This is a genomic window from Rhodococcus sp. USK10 (genome assembly GCF_019378875.1).
Lineage (GTDB): Bacteria > Actinomycetota > Actinomycetes > Mycobacteriales > Mycobacteriaceae > Rhodococcus_F > Rhodococcus_F pseudokoreensis.
Genome location: NZ_CP076047.1, coordinates 1,207,964 through 1,231,711 on the forward strand (window position 1 = coordinate 1,207,964; position 23,748 = coordinate 1,231,711).

The following is a 23,748-nucleotide window of genomic DNA, read 5'->3' on the forward strand; positions in this document are numbered from 1 at the left end:
AGTGACTCGACCAAAGGACCACGCGATGACCCACGACCATTCTGCCCTGATCACCCAGCTCGATGCACTCAGGGGCGCCGACCCGGCGAGCGTGTTCGCCGAACTGATCCGAACCGGACTGCAAGCATTGATCGACGCCGAAGCCACCGAAGCCCTCGGTGCCGGCCGCTACGAGCGCACCGCTGAGCGCACCAACTATCGCAACGGCACCCGATCCAAGACCGTCGCCACCACCAGCGGAGACGTCGAAGTGCAGATCCCGAAACTGCGGTCCGGCTCGTTCTTCCCCAGCCTGCTCGAACGCCGCCGGCGGATCGATCAGGCGTTGTACGCGGTGATCATGGAGGCCTACGTCCACGGCGTCTCGACCCGCAACGTCGACGATCTCGTCACCGCACTCGGAGTCGAATCGGGAATCTCCAAGTCGCAGGTCTCACGGATCTGCGCCGGACTGGACACCGAGATCGCCCGGTTCCGGGACCGCACATTGACGCATACGACCTTTCCGTACATCTTCCTCGACGCGACCTACTGCAAGGTGCGGATCGGCGCTCATGTGGTCTCTCATGCCCTCGTCGTGGCGACCGGTGTGTCGATCGACGGGACCCGGGAAGTGTTGGGGACCGCGGTGGGCGACAGTGAGTCGTTCGATTTCTGGCGCGAGTTCCTCGTCGGGTTGAAGGCACGGGGGTTGTCGGGGGTGCATCTGGTGATCTCCGATGCGCATTCCGGGTTGAAAGCTGCTGTGGTGCAGCAGTTCACCGGAGCGTCGTGGCAGCGGTGCCGGGTGCATTTCATGCGCAACGTCGGGTCTGCGGTGACGTCGAAGCAGGTGCCGCCGGTGATGGCGGCGATCAAGACGATCTTCGCTCACACCGATCCCGAGGCTGTGGCCGCGCAATAGGATCAGGTCGCGGACACGTTGGCGAAGTCCTTTCCGAAAGTCGCGTCGATGATGCGCGACGCCAAGCACGACGTGCTCGCGTTCCGGGCGTTCCCGAAAGCGCACTGGCAGAAGATCTGGTCGAACAACCCGATCGAACGATTGAACAAGGAGATCAAACGCCGCGCCGATGTCGTCGAGATCTTCCCGAACCCGGCAGCGTTCCTCCGGTTGGCGACGGCGGTGGTGATCGAAGCGCACGACGAGTGGCAGGTCACCCGCCGCTACGTCTCAGACGTCAGCATGGACGAGCTCAAAGTCATCATCGCCGCCAAACAACGCGCCTCGACAGACGACACGACGCCGCAATCGTTGACACCCGAACTCGAAACCGCATAACCTACAAAATGACTCGTTGATCACGAACCAGATGGTTCACCGATCCGAAGTACACCACCCCATGGGACGCTGTCTGGCGCTGATGGTGGTGTCCATGGCCGGCAGTGCGTAGCTAGACATGAGTGGGACTACCGCGTCTTCAGGGATATCGCCGCGCTCGGCGGCTTCGTGAATGGTAGTGGCAAAACCCCCAGGGATCATCCGGTCGCGAGTGCAGGTGGTCGCCAACCAACCGAAGAGCTCATCTACCGCGGGTAGAGCTGCGCGCATCCGGTCGTTGGCGGGACCGTTGATGTCACCGAAACGCTCGGCCCACCCCAACAGTTGATCGCGTCCTTCCTGAGGGAACCCCAACAAGTCCAGGACAACTGCGACCGGTACTGCGCGTGCCAAGTCCGCGATCGCGTCGAAAGAGCCTCGTGAGACCAGGTCCGCGACGTATTCGTCCACCCTGGTCACGACGTCGGTCTTCAGCTCGCGAAGCGACCGGGGTGCGAGGCGTTCGGCCAGAACCGCTCGCCACCGAGTGTGCTCCGGAGGGTCGGATCCGATGAGGGTGCCTTGAAATGCGCTGTTCGACAAGTCATTCAACCCAACGCCATCTGCCGATGAGAAAGTCTGTGAGTCAGTGAGGGCGTCCACCACTTGCGCGTGGCGGGATAGCGCGACAACACCGTGTTGAGTCAATTCGACGAGCGGCCCCAGGTCCCGGAGTTGTTTGTAGACCGGATAGGGGTCAGCGAGTGCCTCGTCCGAGAAGAGATCGATATCACTAGATGGCAGAGCCAGGTTGGTAATAGTCACAGACGCTCTTTCTGTACGTAGGTCAGTGACGTGCACGGAGTAGGCACGTCCTGCGATGTGGCGGAACACGGCGTGCGCGTCGGCCCGGTAGATGCGAGAACGCCGTTCCGCGGCAGTGGATCTGAGCCGGAATCGGGAAAATCGCGAGGGACCCACCCAATGCGCATGTGCCATTACATTCACATTTTTCCTACAGAGTGTCAAGCGTCACAGTTCACGAAGCTAGCCTCGAACAGACGACGGGTCTCGAACACCCGGCCGCCGCCCAGGCTGTGAACCTTCGGTGCGCGGTAGGAACGGTGACCCCGAACGAGGGCGGCAGATGCCGCCACGCACATCCACTGGTCAGCACGTACACGATCGCGGTGAACACCACCCGATCATCCACCGGTGCACTGCCACCTCCCTGCAGCCGCGCGAGATCTCCCACAACGCATCCCGGCACCAACCGCAGTGACGACCCATCTAACACGCGTCACGTTATGTCCCACACGTCACTTCATCCACATGAGACATGCTCTTAGAAGAGGGCGACAGATTCACGCTGGTCGGCTGGGGGCCGGGTGGTTAGTAATGTCGATTTGGGATGCGCCGCCCTTGTCTGAGACGGACATCACGGTGTCCGAGGGCAGACGCGTTCGTCCCCGATGGCCCGTCGCCCTGATCTCTGCAGTGGACTCGAACCTGAAGCCGTTCGACAAGGGCGGGACCTCGACAGGAAGGCAGGACGATGACCGCAGTGGCACACGCTCCGTCCGAGCATCTCGACAGGCGAGGACGCCTGCACGTCAGCGACCGGTTCGACGAGATGATGGCACGACTGGATTCGATCGAGGAGACGGTCCGAGCGAATGGTGCACAGCATGACGTCGAGGGACGACTTGCGCCCAGCACGATCGAGGCGCTCAAATCGGCTCGCGTTTTCGACATTGGTGTGCCGGTCGAGGTCGGCGGTTTGGAGTTCTCGCCGCGCCAGGTTGTCGCCGTGATCGAGCGCATCACCGAGATGGACGCCGCAACCGGATGGGTTGTCATGGTTCTGCAGATGATCACCGGCACAACCGCCGCATACCTGGGGGACGAGGCCACCCGGGAGCTGTTCTCCGGTTCCGATTATCCGTTGATGGCAGGGCAGGGAACCAAGTTCGGTCAGGCGAGAAAGGTCGAGGGCGGCTACCGGCTCAGTGGCCAGTGGCATTTCGCGTCCGGTTCGCAGCTCGCCGACATGATCCATACAGCAGCTGTTGACGAAACGGGTCGTCCGCTCATCTTTACGCTGCCGAAGTCCGAGTGCACGATGGTCGACAACTGGGATGTGATGGGACTTCGGGCCACCAGCTCGGACGACTATACCGTCGAGGACGTGTTTGTTCCGGACGCCTACGTCTACGAAGTCACCACGAAGACGCCGCTCCACGGCGGCGCGATCTACGAGGTCGGCCTGGCAAATATGTCGGGCATCCAGCACGGGGGTTGGGCGCTCGGGATGGGAAAACGCTTGCTCGCGGAGATGCGAAAGCTGGCCAAGGTGAAGTCACAGCGCGCTGGAGACGGGACGACGACGGACCAGTTCTACGCCGAGTACGCGCAGGCGGAGGCCAAACTCCGGGGCGCGCGGGCATTTCTCATGCAGACCTGGGCCGACAATGAGGAAACCATCAACCGTGGTGAGCCGCTCTCGACACACCAGGAGAGTCTGACCCGACTGTCGCTCAACAACGCTACGTGGACCGCGCACGACGTCTGTATGACCGTGTACAAGTGGGCAGGAACGACTGCCTTGCGCGAGGGGGACCTGCAGCGGTACTTCCGCGACATGCACGCAGGCACCCAACACATGAGCTCCGGACCCGGAGTGCTTCAGCAGTGTGGCCGACAACTCGCGGGCCTCGCCGAGGGCTCGCGGTGGGTTTTCTTCTCGCTCGTAGAATCGGCTCCGACGCAGTGAATGCACTCGTGGACCACCCGATCCGTGTGGGTGAGGCCTGCCAAGCATGAATTCGGAAAGGGCCGCGCCGATGCAGTTCACCCACGAGTCCCGCGCGCAGAGGGTGACGTTCGCAGCTCACCATGCCTGCGCTGCGGTCGCCGAAGAACTCGCGGCGATCGGCGCCACTAAAGTCATGCTGATCGCCTCCGCCCGGGAGCGCTCGCTCGCGGACGCGATCACCCAGCAGGCGCCGGTAGTGCATCATCACGAGGAGGTGGTGATGCATGTGCCCCTCGAGGTGGCCGAGCGTGCCCGGGAAGCGGCCGTGGCAGCTGGTGCCGACGCGTTGGTGTCGGTCGGGGGAGGGTCGGCGGTCGGGCTGGCCAAAGCGGTGGCGCTGACGATCGGCCTACCGATCGTCGCGGTACCCACGACGTACGCGGGCTCGGAGGCCACACATGTCTGGGGAATAACGGAGGGAACCACGAAAACCACCGGTGTCGACGCCCGAGTGCTTCCTCGCGCTGTCGTGTACGACGCCGCATTGCTCGCCACCATGCCTGGGCCCATGGCGGTGGCCAGCGGACTGAACGCCCTGGCCCACGGAGTCGACTCGATGTGGGGACCGAACGCGGATCCAATCGACCGTGCCCTGGCGCAGGAGGGTATCCGTGGCCTCGCAGCAGGGCTTCCCCTGGTGGCTTCGGACTCGGGCAGCATCGAGGGAATCGAGCAGACTCTTTACGGCGCGTACCTCGCCGCGGTGTCCTTCGCCTCGGCAGGCTCGGGAATGCACCACAAGATCTGTCACGTGCTGGGTGGCATGTTCAATCTGCCGCACGCGCAGACTCACGCTGCGGTGCTCCCACATGTGTTGGCCTTCAATGCGCCCCACGCGCCCGACGCTGACGACCGGGTCGCCACTGCGCTGGACAGCAAGACGGCCGTCGTGGGCCTGGCTCACCTGTATGCCTCGCTGGACGCGCCGAGAGCGCTGCGCGACTACGGCATGCCGCAGGATGGAATTGCCGAAGCTGCGGCCAGGATCCTCGAGGTGATCCCGACGAATAACCCGGCCCCAGTCACCGAGGAAAGCCTCACAGCCTTGCTCGACGCGGCCTGGGCCGGCGACCAGTCGGCCTGAGCAGCATCAAAAGACCGAAACGAAGGAAGATCGAGATGCCCAGAAGCTTTGTCAACGACGCTGCGCGCGGCAACATCGAGCGCGACGTCACCCCTGAGCAGCGGGCCGTCGAGGACACATTGGTCGAGAAGGTCGTGCAGTCCTTCGACCGCACACCGGATCCCCGACTCAAACAGGTCATGGTCTCACTGGTTAAGCATCTGCATTCATTCATCCGCGACGTGCGTCTGACCGAGGCAGAGTGGGGTGCGGCGATCGATTTCCTTACCCAGGCGGGCCACATCACCGATGATGTTCGTCAGGAGTTCGTACTGCTCTCCGACGTTCTCGGCGCCTCGATGCAGACGATCAACATCAACAACACGGCGTACCAAGACGCCACCGAGGCAACCGTGTTCGGTCCCTTCTTCGTCGAGGACAGTCCGCGCGTCGAACTCGGCGGAGACCTCGCCTTCGGTGCCCCGGGCGAGCCCTGCTGGGTCGAAGGAAGTGTCACCGACACCGGCGGGCTACCGGTGCCCGGCGCGCGCATCGAGGTCTGGGAGGCCGATGAGGAGGGTCTCTACGACGTCCAGTACGACGCCGCCAAAAGGTCCGGCCGCGGCCATCTGTACACCGACACGAATGGTGACTACCGATTCTGGGCCCTGACTCCGACGCCGTATCCGATCCCTGATGACGGGCCCGTCGGACAAATGCTTGCCACGGTCGGCCGTTCTCCTCTGCGGGCCTCGCACCTGCACTTCATGGTCGCGCATGAGGGTTGTCGCACACTGGTAACCCACATCTTCCCCGCCGGCGACGCGATCCTGTGGGACGATTCGGTGTTCGGTGTCAAGCAGTCCCTTATCAAGGAGTTCGAGCAGCAGCCCGCCGGTACACCTACTCCCGATGGTCGAACAATTGATGGCACCTGGAGCAGGGTCCGTTTCGACATCGTCCTCGCCCCTACGGAAGAATGACGCGACACCGAACGGCACGGTGAAAGCTGCGCCCGGAGTGGACTCGCTCCGTCGCAGACGAAGATCACATCATCGGCAGCCTGCCAACTCCCAGTACGCCTCGGCGACGTCGGCAGCATCAAAGTACGTGAGGTCGAGGCGCTCTGCTATTCGCGACTCAACAGATCGACCAGGCGCCTCGCGATCCCACATCCACGTCTTGGGCGGAGATCGCCCGTCGGTGGGAGCTCTCGCGCTCGCCCGGTTACATCAGTCGGCCGCCGGCAGCGATTCGGCACGGCGGGCCTCGGTAGGCGTAACGCCGAAGTAAGCACGGAAAGCCTTGGAGAAGTGCGATGGCGAACTGAAGCCGCAGCGATGCCCGACCTCAGCCACCCCCATGTGACAGCTCTCCGGTGAGGCCAGGAGCCGGCGGGCGCGCTGCAGACGCAGCTTTTGGATGTGTCGGGCAACGGTGGTCTCGCGTGCGGCGAAGATGCGGCCGAGATGTCGCTGACTCAGGCTCAGCGTGTGCGCGATGTCCGCGATCGAGAGCCTCGGGTCGTCAAAGTGGCTCTCAATGTATGCCGTAGCCGCGGTGAAGTAGTGATAGCTGGTTTGCGTCGGCTGCACGGACAACCGTCGGAGCGTCCGCAGAGCGTTCGCGAGAAGGGTGTCGTCGAACTCGTGGACGTCGACGTCGACTGGCCGCTCGAAGGCGCCCCGCAGAACGTCGAGTAGGTCGCGCGCCATCTCCGTCTCCACGCCGGTACCGGCATGACGTATCACCTTGAGTCGACGGAAGCAGTCCTGCATCCCGATATCCACGAGATGGTGGCGCGGCACACTAGCCACGACCGCGTGCATCGCCTCGGTGAATCCGAGCATGAAAGGGCTGTCGGAGTCGTAGATCGCCACTTCCCCCTGCTTCACCAGCACGGGAGGCGACGTCCCATTGAAATGAAACGACTCCCCGGAGATGACGAACGTGAACATCACCGAATCGATCGGTAACTGGTCGGCCATGGTAGGTGTGCGCTCCACGGTATGAGCGTTGCCGGTGATGTCGGCGATCGACATTCCGTTGACCACGGCGCTACGCATCGTGCCGACCAGCCCGGACGGCGTCGGCGACCCTGCCCTGAGGCCTATCAGGTGACTCCGGTTGCGGGCCTCCCACACCGCGTTGCGGAGATTGGGCCGTACGTCGAGCGTGCTGATGATCTCCGTACCGTGTTCGTCGTAGCGGAGAGCGTCTTCGAGCTCGGAGTCGATCTTGGGGTGACTCAGCATCTCCGGTGTGCTGAGGACACTGGTGACCGTGCGAGTGATCGGACAGGCGCGCGCCGCCGGCAGACCGTGCACCGAGGACGTCATGGCCTCTGCTCGCTCAACCCGAGGGCACGTGCCGATTGCTCCCGCATCTCGACCTTGCGGATCTTGCCAGTGATTGTCATCGGGAAATCCTCGACTACCAGGACATAGCGTGGAATCTTGTAGTGCGCCAATCTCCCCGTTGCGAACCCACGGACCGCCTCAGCGGTCAGGGGGGCCGCACCTGCGCGGATCTTGATCCATGCACACAGCTCCTCGCCGAATTTCTGGTCCGGGACTCCGACCACGTGGACATCCTCGATGTCGGGGTGGGTGTAGAGGAATTCCTCGATTTCGCGGGGGTAGATGTTCTCTCCTCCGCGGATCGCCATGTCCTTGATCCGCCCGACGATCGTGCAGTAACCGTCTTCCCGCATCTCGGCGAGGTCACCGGTGTGCATCCAGCCCTCGTCGTCGATCGCCTCGGCGGTCTTCTCCGGATCTTCCCAGTATCCCCGCATCACTGAATAGCCTCGGGTGCAGAACTCTCCCGGCTCTCCGCGTTCGACGGTCTCACCGGTATTCGGGTCGACGATCTTGATCTCCAGGTGTGGGTGGACGCGCCCGATGGTGGCTGTGCGCCGATCCAGGTCGTCCTCTGCGCGGGTCTGACAGGAGACAGGCGACGTTTCGGTCATGCCGTAGGCGATTGACACCTCCGTCATGTGCATGTCGGTGACGCAGCGCTTCATCACCTCGACAGGACATGGGGACCCGGCCATGATGCCGGTTCGTAGGGAGGTCAAGTCGAATGACGGGAAGTCCGCGTGGTTTTGCATGGCGATGAACATCGTCGGGACGCCGTACACGCCGGTGCAGCGCTCGGCCTCGATGGTGCGCAGGGTGATGCCGGGGTCGAAGCCCGGCGCGGGAATGACCATCGTGGTGCCGTGGGAGGTGCAGCCCAGATTGGCCATGACCATCCCGAAGCAATGGTAGAAGGGCACCGGGATGCAGAGCCGGTCATCTTGGGTCAGGTTGATCAGCTCCGTGGTCAAGAACCCGTTGTTCAGAATGTTGTGGTGGGTGAGGGTGGCGCCTTTGGGGCTGCCGGTGGTGCCGGAGGTGTACTGGATGTTGATGGGGTCCGACGGGTGCAGAGCTGCCATCTTGTCTGCGAGGGTCTGTGGCGGTAGCTGTTCTCCCTGAGCAAGCAGGCCGGCCCAGTCGTCGGTGTCGAGATAGGCGACTCGCCTCAACGAGGGGCAGTCCTGGCGGGTGTGCTCGACCATGTCGCGGTAGTTCGATGTCTTGAAGCCGGTGGCTGCCACGAGCAGCGACACCGAGCTCTGGTTGATGGCGAAACTGAACTCGTGCGTCCGATAAGCCGGATTGACGTTGACGAGGATCGCACCGATCTTAGCGGTGGCGTACTGGGTGAGCGTCCATTCCGCGCAGTTCGGCGACCAGATTCCCACACGGTCGCCTTTCCCGACGCCTACGGCAACCAAGCCACGGGCGACCCGGTTGACGTCGGCGTCGAACTCCGCCCACGTCCATCGCCGGCCGGTCGCGACTTCAACCAGCGCTTCGCGATCGGGGTGCCTCGCCACAGTGCGTTCAAGGTTCGCGCCGATCGTCTCTTCGAGGAGCTCCGGATGTGTTTCCCCCGAGGCGAAAGAGAGCATTTTTTACCTCCGATTTCAGCTTTCGACAGGACAGGGGGCTGGTTCTGAACGTGCGGGTCGCCAGGTCCTTCAGGACCTGGCGACCGGACGTTCACGAACAAGCCGCGCGAAGTTCGACGGTCATCGTCACGGGTTCGAAAGGAAGTCAGACACCAGCGCCAGCGTCTCTTCCATCTGCTCGACCTGCGGAATATGCCCGGACTTGGGCAGCACGTGCACTGCGCTGCCCGGTACCCGAGCGCCGTACTCGGCCGCGTAGGAGGACGGGATGATTCGATCGTCCTCACCCCAGACGACGAGGACCGGAGCGGTGATCCGATGCAGGCGTCGCGAGAGCCCGCGGTCGGGAACGGGCCACAGGAACTTGGCACCGCAGCCCTGGATCCACACGAGGTGCGCCAGCGCATCCACGGCCGCCTTCGGGTCGTCAGGAAGCGCCAACATGGCACGAGGACGATCGGCTGAGGGGTCGCTGAACAGGAGGTTCGGTGCCTCCGACGGCGGCGCGGTCAGGATGTCGAGCGTCCAGGGCTTGTCCTCGAACCACAGTCCCGCCGGACCGAGCAGAGCCACCTTCTCGAAGAGGTCCGGGAAGAATGATGCGAGTTCGGCAGCCAGCATGCCGCCGAAGGACTGCCCGATGACCGGCGCTCCTCTAAGGCCGAGCTTGCCGAATGCCTCCTCGTAGATCAGCACGAGTTCGGGAATATCGTTGACCTTGTGGATGGCGAACGGGTCGTCCTCACTGGTTCCCGGCAATTCTGGTGCGTAGATCGTGTGGGTGCGGGCGAGGTCGTCGAGAAAGTCGTCGCGGACGAATCCCCCGAGCGGGTGCAGGTAGACGAGAGCGGGCCCGGTCCCGAAAACCCTGAACTGCAACGTGATCTGGTCGCCCCAGACGCTGACGGTCTGGGTTTCCATCGTGATCTGAGACGTCATTTGAGTCGCGCTCCTGTCGTGTCCGCTTGCTTGTTGGATGCCGGCTGACCACCGAGAGCGACCGGCCACCAGCGATTGTCATCGTCGTACTCCGACCAGAGAGGTCGCAGATGCGGCGCCACTTCACTCGCGAACAGGTCGATGTTGTGTTTGGTGAGTTCGATCGGCATCGAGCCGACCTGTAGGAAGACCAGAAGCTGGCCGATCCTGAAGCTGCGTGCGTAGTCCGCGAGCGTCTCGCGCACAGTGGCTGGGCTTCCGGCGACGACCAGACCCGAGCGCACCGCCTCGGCGTAGGAGGGTGCTGGCAGGTTCGCGGGCGGCGCCGGCTGTGCCAGCAGCACTTTCAGTCCCTGAGGGCTGATTCCGCCGGGTAGCGCAAGGCGGTTCATGGGGATGTGTCCGAGCCCCCGAGACAGGTGGTATTCGAGGTGCTTGCTGTAGAGCTTCTCGGCATCCTCGTCGGTCTCGCCGACCAGCACTGTCACTGCCATCGCCGCCCGATAGGGGTTGGCGTCGATCCCCATCTCGGAGGCCATCGACCACATGCTGTCGAAGATCGGTGCGGCGCCGATTTTGGGGTCGCTCCCCAGTGTGACGAGGTTGAACCCCAGGTCTCGCTCGAGTGCGAAGCGGGTCGTCGCGGGATTCCCGATACCCGTGATGCTGATGGGCGGATGCGGACTCTGGTACGGCCGAGGCCAGATGTTCACACCCATCGATTGCGAATATCGGCCGTTCCAGGCGAAGGGCTCGCGCTCGGTCCACGCCCGCAGAATCAGCTCGAAGTTCTCGTCGTAACGCCCCCGAGTCTCGATGGGAGGAACGCCTGCATTGACGTTGGCGTCGTACGCCAGGCCCACCGGGAACCCGGCCAGCAGCCGACCACCGCTGATGGAGTCGATCCACGCCAGTTCCTCGGCAACACGCACGGGCTCGCGACTCTTGCCCAACGACCGCCCGAGCAAGTAAATGCCGACCCGCAGGCCCTCGGCTTCCGTCGCGTAGGCCAGTGCGGCAGCACCGAGGTCAGGATTGGGATTGATGTCGTAGGAGCTGCTTCCGTGTTCTTGCAACCCCACAGCGTCGAACCCGGCACGGGCAGCGTGCATCGACTCGTAGAGCGCGTCGCGCAGGTCGGCGTGTAAGAGATCCCGGTCGACGAGCTCGTAAAACGGGTTGGTCACCACGGACTCGCTGTGAAGTGCCGCGAAGTCGTCCCGCAGGTGGCGATAGGGGATCTGCTGGATGTATGTGAGTTTCATCGTTTCCTCTGCTCTCAGACGGGGACAATGTGGGTGGTGGAACCGGCGTCGCTCCAACGTTCGAGGTCACGGCGGCGGTCGAGACTGTCTATCGGAGACGGCGGCCGCCAACGGGGGCTCGCAGGCTTGTCGGTGCGGAAGGCGCCGGCGTGGAAGATCAACGGGTCGGAGGGATCGTGTCCGTGAGCGACGACCTCCCCGATGAACAAGACGTGATCTCCGGCTTCGACACTGCGCCACGGCGCGCACTGCAACCATGCAGCGCATTCCCGCAGGCGTGGCACCTCTGCGTCCTGCTGCCAGGGGACGCGAAGACACTCGTTGGGGCGGCCCGCGAAATGCATGGCGACATCGCCTTGATGAGCTCCGAGAACATTGACAGCGAACGAGGCGTCATCCAAACCTTCGCGTGAGCGGGCGGTCTTGGCGATGGACACCAGGACGAGCGCTGGGTCCAGCGATACCGATACGAACGAGTTGACGGTGGCACCTCGCGGGCCTTCGGGACTGGCGTAGGTGATCACCGCGACGCCTGTGGGAAAGGATCCGAGGCATTTGCGCAGAGCGAGTTGCTCGGGGCTAGGGGGTGATTTGGGGGACATGGCACTGCTCCTGACTGCCGTGCGCGTGGCCGTAACCGACAGGGCGCCTAACCGGTGGGCCTGCCCTCGGCCTGAATGTGAATGTTTCATTACATTCGCATACGTCCCGTGCTGTGTCAACGGTCACACCACGATGTCTCGCTAGAGTTGGTCAATGACCTCATCAGTTCCTGACGTACCTCCCGCGACGCAGGAGCGCAGCAGGCGAACGCTCGAGCGGATATACCTCGCGGGCACCCACGTCCTCGAGAAACAGGGGCCCAGCGCTCTCACGATCGCAAACGTCGCTGCCGCAGCAGGCGTCTCGACAGGCAGCGTGTACCGGCGGTTCGGTTCGAAGGACCAATTGCTCACCGTCATCCAGCACGAGTTCGTCGAGGACTTCAAGGCTGAAATGGCGAGCAGGCTCAACGGCGAGCACTTGCAGCCGGATGCGTCGTTGAGCGAAGTCGTGCGCGTCGCGGTTCAAGGATTTGCCGAAACCTTCGAAGCTCGCCAGCGTCTCCTGCGGGAGCTGATGCTGGTCTCGACAGAAAACCCAGCCGTGTTGGAGGTGGGGTCTCGCGGAGCGATCGAATGCGGCGCCATGTTCCGAGAGCTGTTGCTGAGCGTCGCGGACAAGATCACGCGTCCGCAGCCGGAGGAGGCCATCGATTACGCCTATCGCCTGCTCTACTCGGTGTGCGCCTTTCGGGCGCTCTTCGGGGAGAACGTCGAGTCCAGCCGTCCGGCGCCATGGACAGCGCTCGTCGAGGAGACGGCTGCGGCTCTGTGCGCCTATTTGGGCGCAGGCGGCTAGAGATGCTGTTCAGGGCATAGTGCATAAATCACGGCGATCCGCCGCCAACGTGCGGAGTCATGCCGGAGACGGACATCACAGTGGTCGGTCTCGGACGCATTCCCCGACCACGCCCGCGGTCTCGGCTGGGTTGCTTCTTACTTGGCCACATCCAGATGCCGCCCGACCGATGCAGCCGACACACCGGCACCTTGCGGCGGCGATGAGATCGAGACAGCACGAAAGGCTCGTCATGAAAGCCGCACGACTGCACACCTTCGGCGCCGGATTCGTCATCGAGGAAGTACCCACGCCGGTTCCTGGGCCGGGACAAGCACTGATCCGGATCGCCGGCGCGGGCGCGTGCCATTCCGATCTGCACATCGCGTCGGGTGAAACACAAGGCGTCGCCCTACCTCATACCCTCGGGCATGAAAATGCGCGGCTGGGGCTGTGGACACGGCAGTTTCTGCCTCGGCGGCAAAGAACAGATGTGCGACACGTTCCTGGATAGGGCCAGAAGGCGGCTATGCCGAGTACCTCCTGGTTCCCTCGACTCGGCACCTCCTGCCGTCCGACGGCCTCGACCCGGTCCTGGCCGCGCCTCTCACTGACGCTGCGCTCACGCCCTATGCGGCGGTAAAAAACGCTGCCCCATCTGACCGCAGGCACGAGCGCAGTACTGATCGGAGCCGGCGGGCTCGGCCAATACGGGGTGCAGTTCCTCGAGCTTCTCTCGCCGGCCAAGGTCGTGGTAGTCGAGGCCGACCCCGGCAAGCGGGCGCTGGCACAGACGCTGGGTGCGGACGTGGGCATTGACCCGCTGTCTGAGAACGCACTGGAAGCAATCCAGGAGAAGAGTGGCAAGAACGGTGCAGCCGTCGTACTCGACTTCGTCGGAGTCGACTCAACCATGACACTCGGTTCGGCTGTCCTCGGTCGCGGCGGCCTGTTCGTGCGTAGGCCTGGCAGGGGGTCGGTGCCGTTCTCATTTCTGGGGCTCGTTCCAGAAGCAATACTGACGTCGAGCAACTGGGGGTCGCGCAACGAGCTGGCGGAGTTGCTGGCGCTTGCGCGTAGCGGCGATCCTGGACCCGGACCCGTCGACGAGGGCGGTGAGCTCGTTCACCCGATGCGCTGTGGTGCGGGCGATCACGTCGTATGCGGTGCGGGCAGGCCGATCTCGGCGAACGTAGGCGCCCACGGCGAAGAAGAAGTCGCGCCGCCGCTGGATCGCACGTCGCCGCCGTAACTGGTCTCGACGATCGAACAGTTTCCGTTGTCGGAGATCAACGGGGTATTCGACTGGTTGGGCCGCGGTCGCATCACCGGGCGAGCTGTTTTCTTTGCCTGAGCTCACACGCAGAGGCACCTCGTACGCGAATCCACCAACGGTCGTCAGATTCCACTAAGGCTCGGTCGACGCTTCGGGGGACAGCATGGTTTCACCTCATACCGATCACCTGTGACTGTCAATACAGGTATGCCTATGGGTGATCTGCCCCACTCGCGACCGGTCGCCGATCAACGATGCTCGAACGGCGCCCCGACATAGGACCCAATACCTCCGAGTCGTGGCCCGCCGCTCCGATTCGGACCCGCAGGAAAGAGCATCATGAACGACGCGCCTCTCATCACCGATCACGACGCGATAGTTGTCGGCGCCGGATTCGCAGGTCTGTACGCCTTGCACAAACTACGAGACGTACTGGGTTTGAATGTTCGAGTGTTCGAGGCCGGCGATGGTGTGGGAGGTATGTGGTTCTGGAACCGGTATCCCGGTGCGAGATGCGATATCGAAAGCCTTCACTACTCGTACTCTTTTTCGGACAAACTTCAGGACGAGTGGAACTGGTCGGAGAAATACGCCGGCCAGCCGGAGATCCTTGCGTACCTCGAACACGTCGCCGACAGATTCGATTTGCGTCCGAACATCGTCTTCGGCAGGCGTGTGACATCTGCCGTCCGGGACGAGGAGGACCTCGTGTGGCGGGTGGGCATCGACGACTTCGAAGGTGAGGTCTACCTCACCGGGAAGTGGTCACACGACGGCGTCGTTTTCCATGGAAAGAAGGTCGGGGTGATCGGCACGGGATCGCGCGGGATCCAGGCCATCACCGAGATCGCCAAAAAGGCCGGCTATCTGACTGTGTTCCAGCGGACGCCGAATTATGCGACCAGGCTTGGCAATGCGCCTTCGGACCCGGATCGTGTTGCCCCCATAAATCTCGATACCCAGAGGTTCGTGAAGAGTCTCAAAACACCGGTGGGGGCACTTTCTGAAATGTGTTGCTTCGGCGCTGGAGGTGTCATCGGAAGAGCGCCCCCGGGTCTTCGATGAATGCTGGGCCGAAGGAGGCTTCCGGTTCTCGGTGGAAACGTGCGCCGACATCCTGATCGACAAGGATGCCAACGAGACCATCGCTGAGTACGTGCGGGAGAAGATTTGCGAGCGCGTCACCGACCTCGGAGGGCGGAGATATTGACGCTCACCGACTACGCGTACGGCACCAAACGCCCTCCGTGCGAGACCGGCTACTACGAGACGTTCAACCGAGACAATATGACGCTCGTCGACGTCTCCGCGGCACCGATCCGATCCGTGACAGCGAAGAAGATACGGACAGCTGCAAAAGAGTACGACCTCGCGAACGGATACGACGGCTTCGAGCCATCCGCCTCGCGATTCGACCGACGCCGACGAGTCGAACTCGGGTGACGGTCCCGGCAATCGTCACACCGACTCATTTCGCCGCAGTTTTACCACTCTGCTTCCAGGGAGAACCTCATGCCACTCGATAGCGCAGTACAGACTTTGCTCGAACAGATGGCGGGATTGCCACCGTTCGAAGTCTCCACCGTTCAGGACGCTCGTGCCTCCACGGCCGCCTTCGTCGCACTCCAGGAGCCGCATCGGCAGGTCGCTCGACAGGTCGACACCACCTACTCCGGCCCGTCGGGAGAGTTGCCGATCCGGTTGTACGTGCCGGAAGGCGCCGGCCCGTTTCCGGTGGTGTCCTACTTCCACGGTGGCGGTTTCGTCACCGGTGATCTCGTGGTGTCCGAAGAGTTGTGTCGAGTGCTCGCCAACGATGTGGGAGCGATAGTCGCCGCAGTCGGGTACCGACTGGCACCGGAACACCAGTTTCCAGCGGCGACAGACGACACGTTCGCCGCGCTGAAGTGGATCGAGGACAACGTCGCCACGTTCGGTGGTGATCCGACTCGTCTCGCCGTACACGGTGACAGCGCCGGCGGGAATCTGGCGGCAGTGGCTGCCCTGCGTGCCCGTGACGAAGGCGGGCCGTCCCTGGTATGCCAGGCACTCGTCTACCCGGTGATCGAACCGTATGCGAACACACCGTCACGGGACGAGTTCCGGGAGGGCTTCGTGGTCAATGCTGCTGGGATGGACTGGTTCTGGAACCACTACTTGGCCGACGGTACCGATCCCGGCAATCCGTACGTCGATCCGTCGAAAGCACAGGATCTCACGGGACTTCCGCCGACGCTGATTGTGACGATGGAGAACGAGGTGTCACGCGACGAGGCGGAAAGTTTCGGTGCGCAGCTCGCTGAGGCAGGGGTCCCGACGGAGGTCGTACGCATCGACGGCCTGGTGCACGGCGTGTACTGGATCACTGCTGCCGTTCCTCGAGGTAACGAGATCCGCGCCCTGGTGGTCCGCTTCCTGATCGAGCAGTTCGCTCCGACACTCGAGGGATCGGTCCAATGACCGCGCCCGAGGCGGTGACGACAGACGACCTGACGACCGAGGAGTTTCGGCGGGCGTTGGGTCACGTTCCTACACCGGTTGCTATCGTGGCCACGGTCGTCGACGGGGCACCGGTGGGGATGACTGTGGGTTCGTTCGCCTCTGTGTCTCTGAATCCCCGACTCATCACGTTCTTCGTCGACGACGCGTCGAGCACGTGGCCGAGGATGTCCGAGTCCCCTACCTTCGCGGTCAACATCCTCGGACACGAAAGCGGTGCCCTGTGCCGTACGTTCTCCGGTCGGGGAGACCGGTTCGCGAACGTCGCGTGGGCTGAGTCCGGATCCGGTGATCCGTTTCTCTCGGACGCAGTGTTGTCGCTCCAATGTCGTGCTCATTCGACACGACGGCTCGGCGACCATGTCCAGGTGGTCGGGACGGTCACGGAGACGCGCGTGCATCGCTCGACCATGCCGCTCGTATACCACCGCAGCAACTTTCTCGACCTCGGCAACGCTGACCGAGACATCGACGCGAGGTCTCCCGCATGATCGCCGATCACGTCGGCACCGCAGATTCCGTGCTGTGGGGGGTCGAGCAGGCCGAACGGGAACTCGCTTCGGGTCGGACCGTCATCGTGTTGCACGACGCGGGGGCCGCCATAGTCTTCCCTGCGGCGTCGGCGACGCCGGCGGCGATGTCGTTCGCGGTTCGGCACTCGTCCGGATTCGTTCAGGTCGCTCTTGCTGCGTCGCAGTGCGATCGGCTGTTGATTCCGCCGGCGGCCGAGATGTACGGACGTCGTGCTGTCTCTACGAGCAGCCGACAACGTGTCGGGGTCGACGCAGTCGAGGGCATCGGTACGGGAATCTCGGCAGCGGATCGCGCACGAACGGCACGAGTTCTCGCGGATTCGACGTCTCTCATGACTGACTTGACACGTCCGGGGCACGTCATACCAGTATCGGTGAGTTCTGCCGACTCTCAGGAGATGTCGGTCGCGGGCACGGCGTCCTCGCTGGTCGGATCAGCGACCGGCAACTGTGCTGCGGTGTTCGCCGAGATCATCCTCGACGTCGATCCGGTCGATCTTCCGACGCGACTCGATGTCGTGGAGTTCGCTCGTGTTCACGGAATCTGCACAGTCGATTCCGCCGACCTCGGCTCACCCGACCGCTACCGCTCCTCGTCGGTCGATCGCTCGTACTCGACATGAGCGCGAACACCTCGACCGTCGTCCGTCACCCAGTTCTTGGAGCGCGCGTACTCGATCATCGCCGACCATCCCTCGTCCCACTCGGGATTCTCGGATGCCGACTTTCCCGCGTTCCTGACGGTATCGATATCGAGAACCGCAGTTCCGTCTTCTTCCACAGTGCCGAACCCGGATCTCTGCACTACTTCCGGCAGCGAAGCCGAGGCGACAGTCGTTGCAATATGAAAGCGTCTGAAATCGTCGGGTTCCGAGACGGTAACACCGCTGCTCGTCACTGAAATGATCATCTCGTCGACCTTTCGCCGTGTGCCCTTTTTCGCAGAATAGCCCTTATTTGCGCGCGATCTCTCTTCTCGTGACCCACGAGTCGAGAACCGCGATTTCCGGACAGCGCGCGGCGTAATGCGGACGATGAGAGCTCGCTCACACCGATAGTTTTTTTCAGGTCATCACCGACGTCAAAGAATGGAACATCATGATCGAATTCTCAGTGCTTCACAACGGCGGAACCGATCTTCCGATTGCCCGAGATCCCGACAATCCGAACGTGACGTTCGCGAGCGGGGACATGGCCGCAGTGCACCGGTCGTACCAGCGAGTCGCGCAGCAGCAGATCGCCCAGGCCGTGCTCGCAGAAGAACTCGGCTTCGACTACTTCTTCCTCACCGAACACCATTTTCAGCCCGAAGGTGCGGAGTTCTCTCCGAATCCCTTGCAGACCGGTACGGCGATCGCGATGAAGACCAACAAGATCCGTATCGGGCAGATGGCTAACATTCTTCCGCGTCACCACCCGCTACGCATCGCAGAGCAGGTCGGGATGCTGGATGTACTGTCCGGCGGGCGCGTCGAGTTCGGCGTCGGGCGCGGTGGCGGCACCCGTGAGACCGAGCCGTTCGCGCAGGCGTACGGATCCTCGGACATCGACCAGTACAAGAACCAGGCCTACTTCGACGAGGTGCTCGAGATCATCCTGAAGGCATGGACGGAGCCTTCCTTCTCGCACCAGGGGACGTTCTATTCGATTCCGCCGAAGTGGCTCCCGTGGGATTCCGCGTTGACTCGCGCGTACTTCTCCCAGCCCGGCATCGAGCGTCGGCTCGACGAGATCATCGAGACGCGTGACGGCAAGGACTTTTTGAAGGAGTTGTCGGTGTATCCGCAGCCTCTGCAGAGTCCTTACCCACAGATCTGGCAGACCGCTTTGAGCACCAATTCAGTGAAGGCCGCTGCCCGTCGCGGATTCAACGTCTGCCATCTCGGTGCCGGCGGTGACGATGTCCGAAACGTCCTGGACGCCTACCATACAGAGGCGGAGAAAGCTGGATGGCCTGATCGTGCGAATTCCGAACCCTTCAAGTTCGGGTGGGATTCGTCGCGAAAGCGCGGCGTGTCCTTCCTTCGATTCGTACATATCGGCGACATCACACCGGACAAGCGTAATGGTCTCTTCCACTTTCCGAACTATGTCGCGGATTCGCTGATCAGTGGCATTCACCTGCCGCACGGTGCGCGGCTCACCGGAGAATTTTTCGAGAATGCCGGCATGATGCTGCACGGAAGTGTCCAGCAAGTGATCGACGGACTCATGCGTGATTACCACGCCGGTTTCGAGGATCACCTCGTGCTGCCGATCTTCGAAACTCCGGGATTGTCGGGCAAGGAAGTCGAAGAGCAGATGCAGATCTTCGCCGAAGAAGTAATGCCCGTGCTGCGCGCGGAATGCGGCGGTTCTCCCGAACCGGCTCCGCTGCTCGAGGTTCCCAATTCCTGATCGTCCACGAGAAAGGGTGAGAGTGTGACCGGTACATTGAATGGTCTGCGAGTGATCGACTTCGGTCATTACATCGCCGGTCCGCTACTGGCTGAGTTGCTCGCACAGAACGGCGCAGAGGTGGTCCATGTCGACCGACCGGGCGGTCCTGCGCTGGCCGGTCTGCCCGATTCCTGGCTCAACCGCGGAAAGAAGCGCATCACGCTGGACTTCCGTCGGGACGACGACCTCGAGACGGCGTCCGATCTAATCCGCTCGGCGGACGTCGTGATCGAGAACTTCCGTCCCGGTGTCATGGACCGTCACGGGCTCGGAGCTCGACGTTCCAGGTCGACCGATCCACGGTTGATCTACTGCTCCCTGCCCGGCTTCGCGCAGGACGACCCCCGAGCGTCGATCGCCGCCTGGGAGGGTGTGGTCGCGAGCGCCACCGCCGGATACAGGCGTCTGCGCGAACACTGGGACTGGAAGGCGCGTACCCACGCGACTGTGGACGACGCCGGTCGGCCGCTGTTCACCGCGATTCCCATGGCGTCGAACGCGGCGGCATTGCTCGGCGCGTTCGAGGTGGTCACGGCACTGCTCGGACGCGAGAAGACCGGAGTGGGAGCGCACCTCGAGATTCCGCTGTCCGAGGCGATGCTGCAGATAGTCGGATTCCATCTGGAGATGCCCGATTTCGTCGGGCCTCGTCTCGATATGCCAAAGCCCTGCTTGGGTTCGTTCCGATGCGCGGACGGCCGCTTCGTCGACAACGTCTCCTACCCGAGGTTCGTCGAGAAGCTGCTCATCGCGGCCGGTGCGTGGGAGGACTGGGTTTCGGACGGGCTCGGCGACATGGGAGCTGTATTCAGTGATGCCGTTCTCGGACGCCGCGCGGAGCGCGCTTTCGAGGAGCTGATCGCGACACGGACGGCGGATGAGTGGGAATCGCTGGCCATCCAACTCGGTATCCCGCTCGCAGCTGTTCGCACACCACGAGAGTGGCTGAGTCAGGACCACGCTCGTGAGTCGGGTGTCGTGATGACGCTCGACGACCCTGAGTGGGGCCCCGTCACGATGGCCGGCGCGGCTCTGCATGCGAGTCGAAGCGGCACGACGATCACGGCGCGCTCGGCTCCCGATGCAGACCGCGCGACAGTTCTCGACGATGTCCGCCGGCGCCTGGAGTCGACGCCGGTGTTCCCTACCGGAGTCGACGGTGACGCCGGCGACCGGCCCCTGGCCGGGGTATCGGTCGTCGAGTTCTCGCAAGTGGTCGCCGGTCCCATCACCGGGCGCATCCTGGCGGACTACGGAGCTGATGTGCTCAAGGTCAGTAATCCTGCTCCGCACGGCAACAATGGCTTTCACGGCTCCTACACCAACCGCGGGAAACGTTCGGTCTTTCTCGACGTAGAGGATCCCGACGACAGCGCGATTCTGCGGGCTGCCGTGAGCAACGCGGATGTGGTCGTCCAGAACTATGCGTGGGGCGCGATCGAACGGTACGGCTTCGGATACGACGACGTGAGCGTCACCAACCCGGATCTGGTGTACGTGTCGATGGATGCATTCACGCGATTCGGGCCGTGGCGGGCCAGACGTGGACACGAGAACCAGGCGGTGGCTGCCACAGGATTGTCGTCCCGGTACGGGGGTGACGGCGGCTGGCCGATCTACCAGCCCTACCTGATCTCGGACGTGGGCACAGGCATCATGGGTGCCTTCGGGGCCGTCCTCGGTCTGCTGCACCGCCGCAAAGGTGGTGTAGGACAACACATCAGCACGTCGCTGTCGACTGTCGCCACCCTGAACCAGGGCCTCTACTTGTTCGACGTTCCAGACGGACACTCCGCGATCGAACCCACCGGCCCGAGCGCACTGGGGTGGTCCGCGGTGAACCGACTCTATCGCGCAGCTGACGGCTGGTTCTTTCTCGGTGCCCGCGATGATCGGGTGAACGACCTGCGCGACGCTCTCGGGATGTCCACCGAGGATCTGCCTGGCACCGATCTGTCCGCAGACGGACCGAGTGCGATTGCGCTCGAACGGTACTTCCGGATGGGAACACGGGACCGGTGGACTGCGCTGCTCGCGAGCCGTGACATCTCGGCGCAACCGGTACGCGAGATCGTCGATGTCGCGCACGATCCCGTGTGGCATGACCGCGGAGTCCTGCGTTACGGCGTCAACGGGGAGGGAACCGATCGAGCACCCGTTCTCGGGTTCACCGCTCACCCGTGGTCGGTCCCGCCACGTTCCGCGGCCGCTTCAGGTCCCCTTGGAATCGACACCGAGACGGTGCGAGCCGAATATTCCGCACACCCAGTCCCACCCACCAGAGGAGAAAATCATGAGCAGCTCTGAATCATGCTCGCTCGCAGTCAAGTACGCGGAAAGCAGCGCCATTCTCGGTGCTGCGCCAGACGTGTCGTTACCCCTGATGCGTGCTCTGATGGAGGGTGTGCACACGTGCTCGGCGGAGGCCGCCGGCGTCACGTACGCCGATGTCGATGCTGCCGGTCTGCCGGCGACGTGGTGTGTTCCCGCATCGGTCGACGGGTCCCGTGTCCTCCTGTACTTCCATGGTGGCGGATTCGTCCTGCAGAGCAGGCACAGTCATCGAAAGCTGGCCGGCCATCTCGCCGTGGCGTCGGGAGCGCGTGTACTCGTGGTCGACTACCGGCAAGCACCGGAGTACCCGTTCCCCGCTCAGTTGCACGACGCCAGCGCCGTCTACGCCTGGCTTCTCGCTCAAGGACTCGATCCCGGTGACATCGCGCTGGCCGGCGACTCGGCGGGTGCGAATCTCGCCGTGGTCACGGCGATCGCCGCCCGGGACGACGGGCTGCCGCTCCCCGCCGGCATCATTGCATTGTCGCCGTGGTTTGACATGGAGAACACCGGAAGCACAGTGGATTCGAACGCCGGACACGATGCTCTGGTCAGTCGCGCGATGCTCGACGGAATCACATCGATGTACCTCGGACCCGACGGAAACGCACGAGATCCGCGCGCCAACCCACTCCATGCGAACCTTGCCGGCTTGCCACCGGTGTACATCTCCGCGGGCGGACACGAGGCGCTGCTCGACGACGGCGTCCGCTTCGCAGACCTGGCCGAGAAGGCTGGCGTGGCGGTCACGATGGACATTGAAGAGGAACAGCAGCACGTGTTCCATTTCATGGCGGGGAACGCACCGGAAGCAGATCGGGCACTGGCTGCTGCTGCGCAGTGGTTGATCGAGCATACGAGTTTCGCCGGTGAACCGACGTCGGTGCGATGATCGAGGCGGCCGAGAGAACGTCCAACGTCTACGGGTCGGATCGTGGCGTCACGCTGTTCACGCAGCCCGACGAGGCTGCTGCGGTCATCGCGGACGCCTACTCGGCCGCGCGACTCGACATTTACGGCTCAGGTGCAGATTTCTCGCTTCGAACCAAGATCGTCGAGTTGCCCGGACTCAACATCGGTTACTTCCGGTTCGGCTCACCGGTCCGCGTGGCTGCCCCGCCACCGTCGTGCTACGTCGTGTGTTTCGCCCCGTCCGGTGGTCTCGAGATCTCCTCGGGCGCGCGGTCCCGGGCGGTGACCGGGAGCAGCGGCGCTGTCGTGTTTCCTGGAGATATTACCTATTTCGACCACTGGCGACCGGGAACCGAGCTCATGTCGGTCAGAATCGAACATCGGGTCCTGGATGCCAAGCTCGCGCAGATGCTCGGCCGTTCACCGGAAGATCCGGTTCGATTTCGATTCGAACTGGATCTGGACAGCGGCATCGGGTCGTCTTTGAGCAGAGTGCTTCTGCTTCTTCACGCGGAGGCGACCGAATCGGGTCCGTTGATGCGGGCGCCGCTCGCATCCACCATGCTGGCCGACCTCGTCACGACCGCGCTGCTCACATCGCAGCCGCACAACTACTCCGAGCAGTTGCACCGTGAATCCGGTGCGTTGCCGTCAGGACCGGTCCGCGATGCGCGAGATCTGATCGAGACCGACCCGATGGCGGTCGGCTCGGTCGTCGACCTCGCAGCGCAGGTGCACTGCAGCGTGCGGGCATTGGAGGAGGGCTTCAGGCGACATCTGCAGAGCACGCCGATGAGCTACGTGCGCGATGTCAGGCTCGATCGGGCCCGTCGACAACTCGAGTCGGCCGATCCCGCAAAGGACACGGTCGCCGTCATCGCGCAAGGCTGGGGTTTCCGCCACCTAGGCCGATTCGCGCGAGCGTATCGCTCACGTTTCGACGAACTGCCCAGCGTCACCCTGGCAGCAGCGCGGTGATCCTGCGCTGTCTCAACGAAACCGACCGTTGGAACGCGTCGGACAGTCGGACCGACCTATTACCCCCACTACTTACGTCGAGGACCGAAC

21 protein-coding genes and 2 pseudogenes are annotated in these 23,748 nt (G+C 63.2%); 15 read left to right on the forward strand and 8 right to left on the reverse strand.

The window, feature by feature from the left end; genetic code table 11:
• The first annotated feature begins 25 nt into the window (after nucleotides 1–25).
• A pseudogene (locus I1A62_RS06190) lies at nucleotides 26–1,282 on the forward strand (IS256 family transposase).
• 36 nt (nucleotides 1,283–1,318) lie between these two features.
• Here the strand turns inward: I1A62_RS06190 and I1A62_RS06195 are convergent.
• Both I1A62_RS06195 and I1A62_RS06200 read right to left on the reverse strand, forming a co-directional pair.
• Nucleotides 1,319–2,086 (reverse strand): cytochrome P450, encoded by a 768-nt coding sequence (locus tag I1A62_RS06195; protein ID WP_219454783.1) that lies wholly within the window; start codon nucleotides 2,084–2,086, stop codon nucleotides 1,319–1,321.
• Nucleotides 2,087–2,339: 253 nt separating this feature from the next.
• A pseudogene (locus I1A62_RS06200) lies at nucleotides 2,340–2,558 on the reverse strand (transposase); the annotation flags it as partial.
• Nucleotides 2,559–2,816: 258 nt separating this feature from the next.
• On the opposite strand from I1A62_RS06200, the gene I1A62_RS06205 reads away from it, so the two are divergent.
• From I1A62_RS06205 to I1A62_RS06215, 3 genes are all read left to right on the forward strand, one after another.
• On the forward strand, nucleotides 2,817–4,034 hold the full coding sequence (locus I1A62_RS06205) for an acyl-CoA dehydrogenase family protein (RefSeq protein ID WP_219454785.1): 1,218 nt from the start codon (nucleotides 2,817–2,819) through the stop codon (nucleotides 4,032–4,034).
• 70 nt (nucleotides 4,035–4,104) lie between these two features.
• Complete coding sequence (locus tag I1A62_RS06210; protein ID WP_219454786.1) at nucleotides 4,105–5,160, forward strand: maleylacetate reductase; 1,056 nt, start codon at nucleotides 4,105–4,107, stop codon at nucleotides 5,158–5,160.
• Nucleotides 5,161–5,195: 35 nt separating this feature from the next.
• Complete coding sequence (locus I1A62_RS06215; protein ID WP_219454788.1) at nucleotides 5,196–6,122, forward strand: dioxygenase; 927 nt, start codon at nucleotides 5,196–5,198, stop codon at nucleotides 6,120–6,122.
• Between the two features lie 249 nt (nucleotides 6,123–6,371).
• Here I1A62_RS06215 and I1A62_RS06220 read toward each other — a convergent pair whose 3' ends face one another.
• From I1A62_RS06220 to I1A62_RS06240, 5 genes are all read right to left on the reverse strand, one after another.
• A complete protein-coding gene (locus I1A62_RS06220; protein WP_219454790.1) occupies nucleotides 6,372–7,478 on the reverse strand; it encodes an AraC family transcriptional regulator in 1,107 nt (368 codons plus the stop codon).
• On the reverse strand, nucleotides 7,475–9,103 hold the full coding sequence (locus tag I1A62_RS06225) for an AMP-binding protein (RefSeq protein ID WP_219454792.1): 1,629 nt from the start codon (nucleotides 9,101–9,103) through the stop codon (nucleotides 7,475–7,477). Before I1A62_RS06225 ends, I1A62_RS06220 begins: the two co-directional genes overlap by 4 nt.
• A 126-nt stretch (nucleotides 9,104–9,229) precedes the next feature.
• Nucleotides 9,230–10,042 (reverse strand): alpha/beta fold hydrolase, encoded by an 813-nt coding sequence (locus I1A62_RS06230; RefSeq protein WP_219454793.1) that lies wholly within the window; start codon nucleotides 10,040–10,042, stop codon nucleotides 9,230–9,232.
• On the reverse strand, nucleotides 10,039–11,307 hold the full coding sequence (locus I1A62_RS06235) for an LLM class flavin-dependent oxidoreductase (protein WP_219454795.1): 1,269 nt from the start codon (nucleotides 11,305–11,307) through the stop codon (nucleotides 10,039–10,041). Before I1A62_RS06235 ends, I1A62_RS06230 begins: the two co-directional genes overlap by 4 nt.
• Nucleotides 11,308–11,321: 14 nt before the next feature.
• The gene (locus I1A62_RS06240) at nucleotides 11,322–11,909 is read right to left on the reverse strand and encodes a flavin reductase family protein (RefSeq protein WP_219454797.1); all 588 of its coding nucleotides are present in this window, start codon (nucleotides 11,907–11,909) and stop codon (nucleotides 11,322–11,324) included.
• Between the two features lie 154 nt (nucleotides 11,910–12,063).
• Between I1A62_RS06240 and I1A62_RS06245 the strand changes: the two genes are divergently transcribed.
• The 7 genes from I1A62_RS06245 (at nucleotide 12,064) to I1A62_RS06275 (ending at nucleotide 17,618) form a co-directional block, all read left to right on the forward strand.
• A complete protein-coding gene (locus I1A62_RS06245; protein WP_219454798.1) occupies nucleotides 12,064–12,708 on the forward strand; it encodes a TetR/AcrR family transcriptional regulator in 645 nt (214 codons plus the stop codon).
• A 232-nt stretch (nucleotides 12,709–12,940) separates the two neighbouring features.
• A complete protein-coding gene (locus I1A62_RS06250) occupies nucleotides 12,941–13,201 on the forward strand; it encodes an alcohol dehydrogenase catalytic domain-containing protein (protein ID WP_219454800.1) in 261 nt (86 codons plus the stop codon).
• Between the two features lie 171 nt (nucleotides 13,202–13,372).
• The gene (locus I1A62_RS06255; RefSeq protein ID WP_257890533.1) at nucleotides 13,373–13,939 is read left to right on the forward strand and encodes a zinc-binding dehydrogenase; all 567 of its coding nucleotides are present in this window, start codon (nucleotides 13,373–13,375) and stop codon (nucleotides 13,937–13,939) included.
• A gap of 363 nt (nucleotides 13,940–14,302) precedes the next feature.
• Nucleotides 14,303–15,028 carry an NAD(P)/FAD-dependent oxidoreductase gene (locus I1A62_RS06260; RefSeq protein ID WP_257890486.1) on the forward strand — a complete coding sequence of 242 codons (726 nt, stop codon included), beginning with the start codon at nucleotides 14,303–14,305 and terminating at the stop codon, nucleotides 15,026–15,028.
• 447 nt (nucleotides 15,029–15,475) lie between these two features.
• Complete coding sequence (locus I1A62_RS06265; RefSeq protein WP_219454802.1) at nucleotides 15,476–16,423, forward strand: alpha/beta hydrolase; 948 nt, start codon at nucleotides 15,476–15,478, stop codon at nucleotides 16,421–16,423.
• Nucleotides 16,420–16,953, forward strand: a complete 534-nt coding sequence (locus tag I1A62_RS06270; protein ID WP_219454803.1) for a flavin reductase family protein — start codon at nucleotides 16,420–16,422, stop codon at nucleotides 16,951–16,953. Before I1A62_RS06265 ends, I1A62_RS06270 begins: the two co-directional genes overlap by 4 nt.
• The gene (locus tag I1A62_RS06275) at nucleotides 16,950–17,618 is read left to right on the forward strand and encodes a 3,4-dihydroxy-2-butanone-4-phosphate synthase (protein WP_219454805.1); all 669 of its coding nucleotides are present in this window, start codon (nucleotides 16,950–16,952) and stop codon (nucleotides 17,616–17,618) included. The genes I1A62_RS06270 and I1A62_RS06275 overlap by 4 nt, the downstream gene beginning before the upstream one ends.
• Here I1A62_RS06275 and I1A62_RS06280 read toward each other — a convergent pair.
• Nucleotides 17,579–17,905, reverse strand: coding sequence for a hypothetical protein (locus I1A62_RS06280; protein WP_219454807.1), 327 nt, complete (start codon nucleotides 17,903–17,905; stop codon nucleotides 17,579–17,581). The genes I1A62_RS06275 and I1A62_RS06280 overlap by 40 nt on opposite strands.
• A 188-nt stretch (nucleotides 17,906–18,093) precedes the next feature.
• Between I1A62_RS06280 and I1A62_RS06285 the strand changes: the two genes are divergently transcribed.
• Genes I1A62_RS06285 through I1A62_RS06300 form a run of 4 tightly spaced genes read left to right on the forward strand, consistent with a single transcriptional unit; the run spans nucleotide 18,094 to nucleotide 23,658 of the window.
• The gene (locus tag I1A62_RS06285; protein WP_219454808.1) at nucleotides 18,094–19,392 is read left to right on the forward strand and encodes an LLM class flavin-dependent oxidoreductase; all 1,299 of its coding nucleotides are present in this window, start codon (nucleotides 18,094–18,096) and stop codon (nucleotides 19,390–19,392) included.
• 24 nt (nucleotides 19,393–19,416) lie between these two features.
• Nucleotides 19,417–21,741 (forward strand): CaiB/BaiF CoA-transferase family protein, encoded by a 2,325-nt coding sequence (locus I1A62_RS06290; RefSeq protein WP_219454810.1) that lies wholly within the window; start codon nucleotides 19,417–19,419, stop codon nucleotides 21,739–21,741.
• Nucleotides 21,728–22,660 (forward strand): alpha/beta hydrolase, encoded by a 933-nt coding sequence (locus I1A62_RS06295; RefSeq protein ID WP_219454812.1) that lies wholly within the window; start codon nucleotides 21,728–21,730, stop codon nucleotides 22,658–22,660. The genes I1A62_RS06290 and I1A62_RS06295 overlap by 14 nt, the downstream gene beginning before the upstream one ends.
• The gene (locus I1A62_RS06300) at nucleotides 22,657–23,658 is read left to right on the forward strand and encodes an AraC family transcriptional regulator (protein ID WP_219454813.1); all 1,002 of its coding nucleotides are present in this window, start codon (nucleotides 22,657–22,659) and stop codon (nucleotides 23,656–23,658) included. The genes I1A62_RS06295 and I1A62_RS06300 overlap by 4 nt, the downstream gene beginning before the upstream one ends.
• Nucleotides 23,659–23,748: the final 90 nt, after the last annotated feature.

What these genes read in the sequence shown, in the direction of transcription:
- I1A62_RS06205 (WP_219454785.1), top strand. Translation starts at nt 2,817, where the DNA reads ATGACCGCAGTGGCACACGCTCCGTCCGAGCATCTCGACAGGCGAGGA.
- I1A62_RS06235 (WP_219454795.1), bottom strand. Translation starts at nt 11,307, where the DNA reads ATGAAACTCACATACATCCAGCAGATCCCCTATCGCCACCTGCGGGAC.
- I1A62_RS06250 (WP_219454800.1), top strand. Translation starts at nt 12,941, where the DNA reads ATGAAAGCCGCACGACTGCACACCTTCGGCGCCGGATTCGTCATCGAG.
- I1A62_RS06225 (WP_219454792.1), bottom strand. Translation starts at nt 9,103, where the DNA reads ATGCTCTCTTTCGCCTCGGGGGAAACACATCCGGAGCTCCTCGAAGAG.
- I1A62_RS06230 (WP_219454793.1), bottom strand. Translation starts at nt 10,042, where the DNA reads ATGACGTCTCAGATCACGATGGAAACCCAGACCGTCAGCGTCTGGGGC.
- I1A62_RS06245 (WP_219454798.1), top strand. Translation starts at nt 12,064, where the DNA reads ATGACCTCATCAGTTCCTGACGTACCTCCCGCGACGCAGGAGCGCAGC.
- I1A62_RS06275 (WP_219454805.1), top strand. Translation starts at nt 16,950, where the DNA reads ATGATCGCCGATCACGTCGGCACCGCAGATTCCGTGCTGTGGGGGGTC.
- I1A62_RS06265 (WP_219454802.1), top strand. Translation starts at nt 15,476, where the DNA reads ATGCCACTCGATAGCGCAGTACAGACTTTGCTCGAACAGATGGCGGGA.
- I1A62_RS06210 (WP_219454786.1), top strand. Translation starts at nt 4,105, where the DNA reads ATGCAGTTCACCCACGAGTCCCGCGCGCAGAGGGTGACGTTCGCAGCT.
- I1A62_RS06270 (WP_219454803.1), top strand. Translation starts at nt 16,420, where the DNA reads ATGACCGCGCCCGAGGCGGTGACGACAGACGACCTGACGACCGAGGAG.
- I1A62_RS06215 (WP_219454788.1), top strand. Translation starts at nt 5,196, where the DNA reads ATGCCCAGAAGCTTTGTCAACGACGCTGCGCGCGGCAACATCGAGCGC.
- I1A62_RS06280 (WP_219454807.1), bottom strand. Translation starts at nt 17,905, where the DNA reads ATGATCATTTCAGTGACGAGCAGCGGTGTTACCGTCTCGGAACCCGAC.
- I1A62_RS06285 (WP_219454808.1), top strand. Translation starts at nt 18,094, where the DNA reads ATGATCGAATTCTCAGTGCTTCACAACGGCGGAACCGATCTTCCGATT.
- I1A62_RS06260 (WP_257890486.1), top strand. Translation starts at nt 14,303, where the DNA reads ATGAACGACGCGCCTCTCATCACCGATCACGACGCGATAGTTGTCGGC.
- I1A62_RS06240 (WP_219454797.1), bottom strand. Translation starts at nt 11,909, where the DNA reads ATGTCCCCCAAATCACCCCCTAGCCCCGAGCAACTCGCTCTGCGCAAA.
- I1A62_RS06295 (WP_219454812.1), top strand. Translation starts at nt 21,728, where the DNA reads ATGAGCAGCTCTGAATCATGCTCGCTCGCAGTCAAGTACGCGGAAAGC.
- I1A62_RS06300 (WP_219454813.1), top strand. Translation starts at nt 22,657, where the DNA reads ATGATCGAGGCGGCCGAGAGAACGTCCAACGTCTACGGGTCGGATCGT.
- I1A62_RS06220 (WP_219454790.1), bottom strand. Translation starts at nt 7,478, where the DNA reads ATGACGTCCTCGGTGCACGGTCTGCCGGCGGCGCGCGCCTGTCCGATC.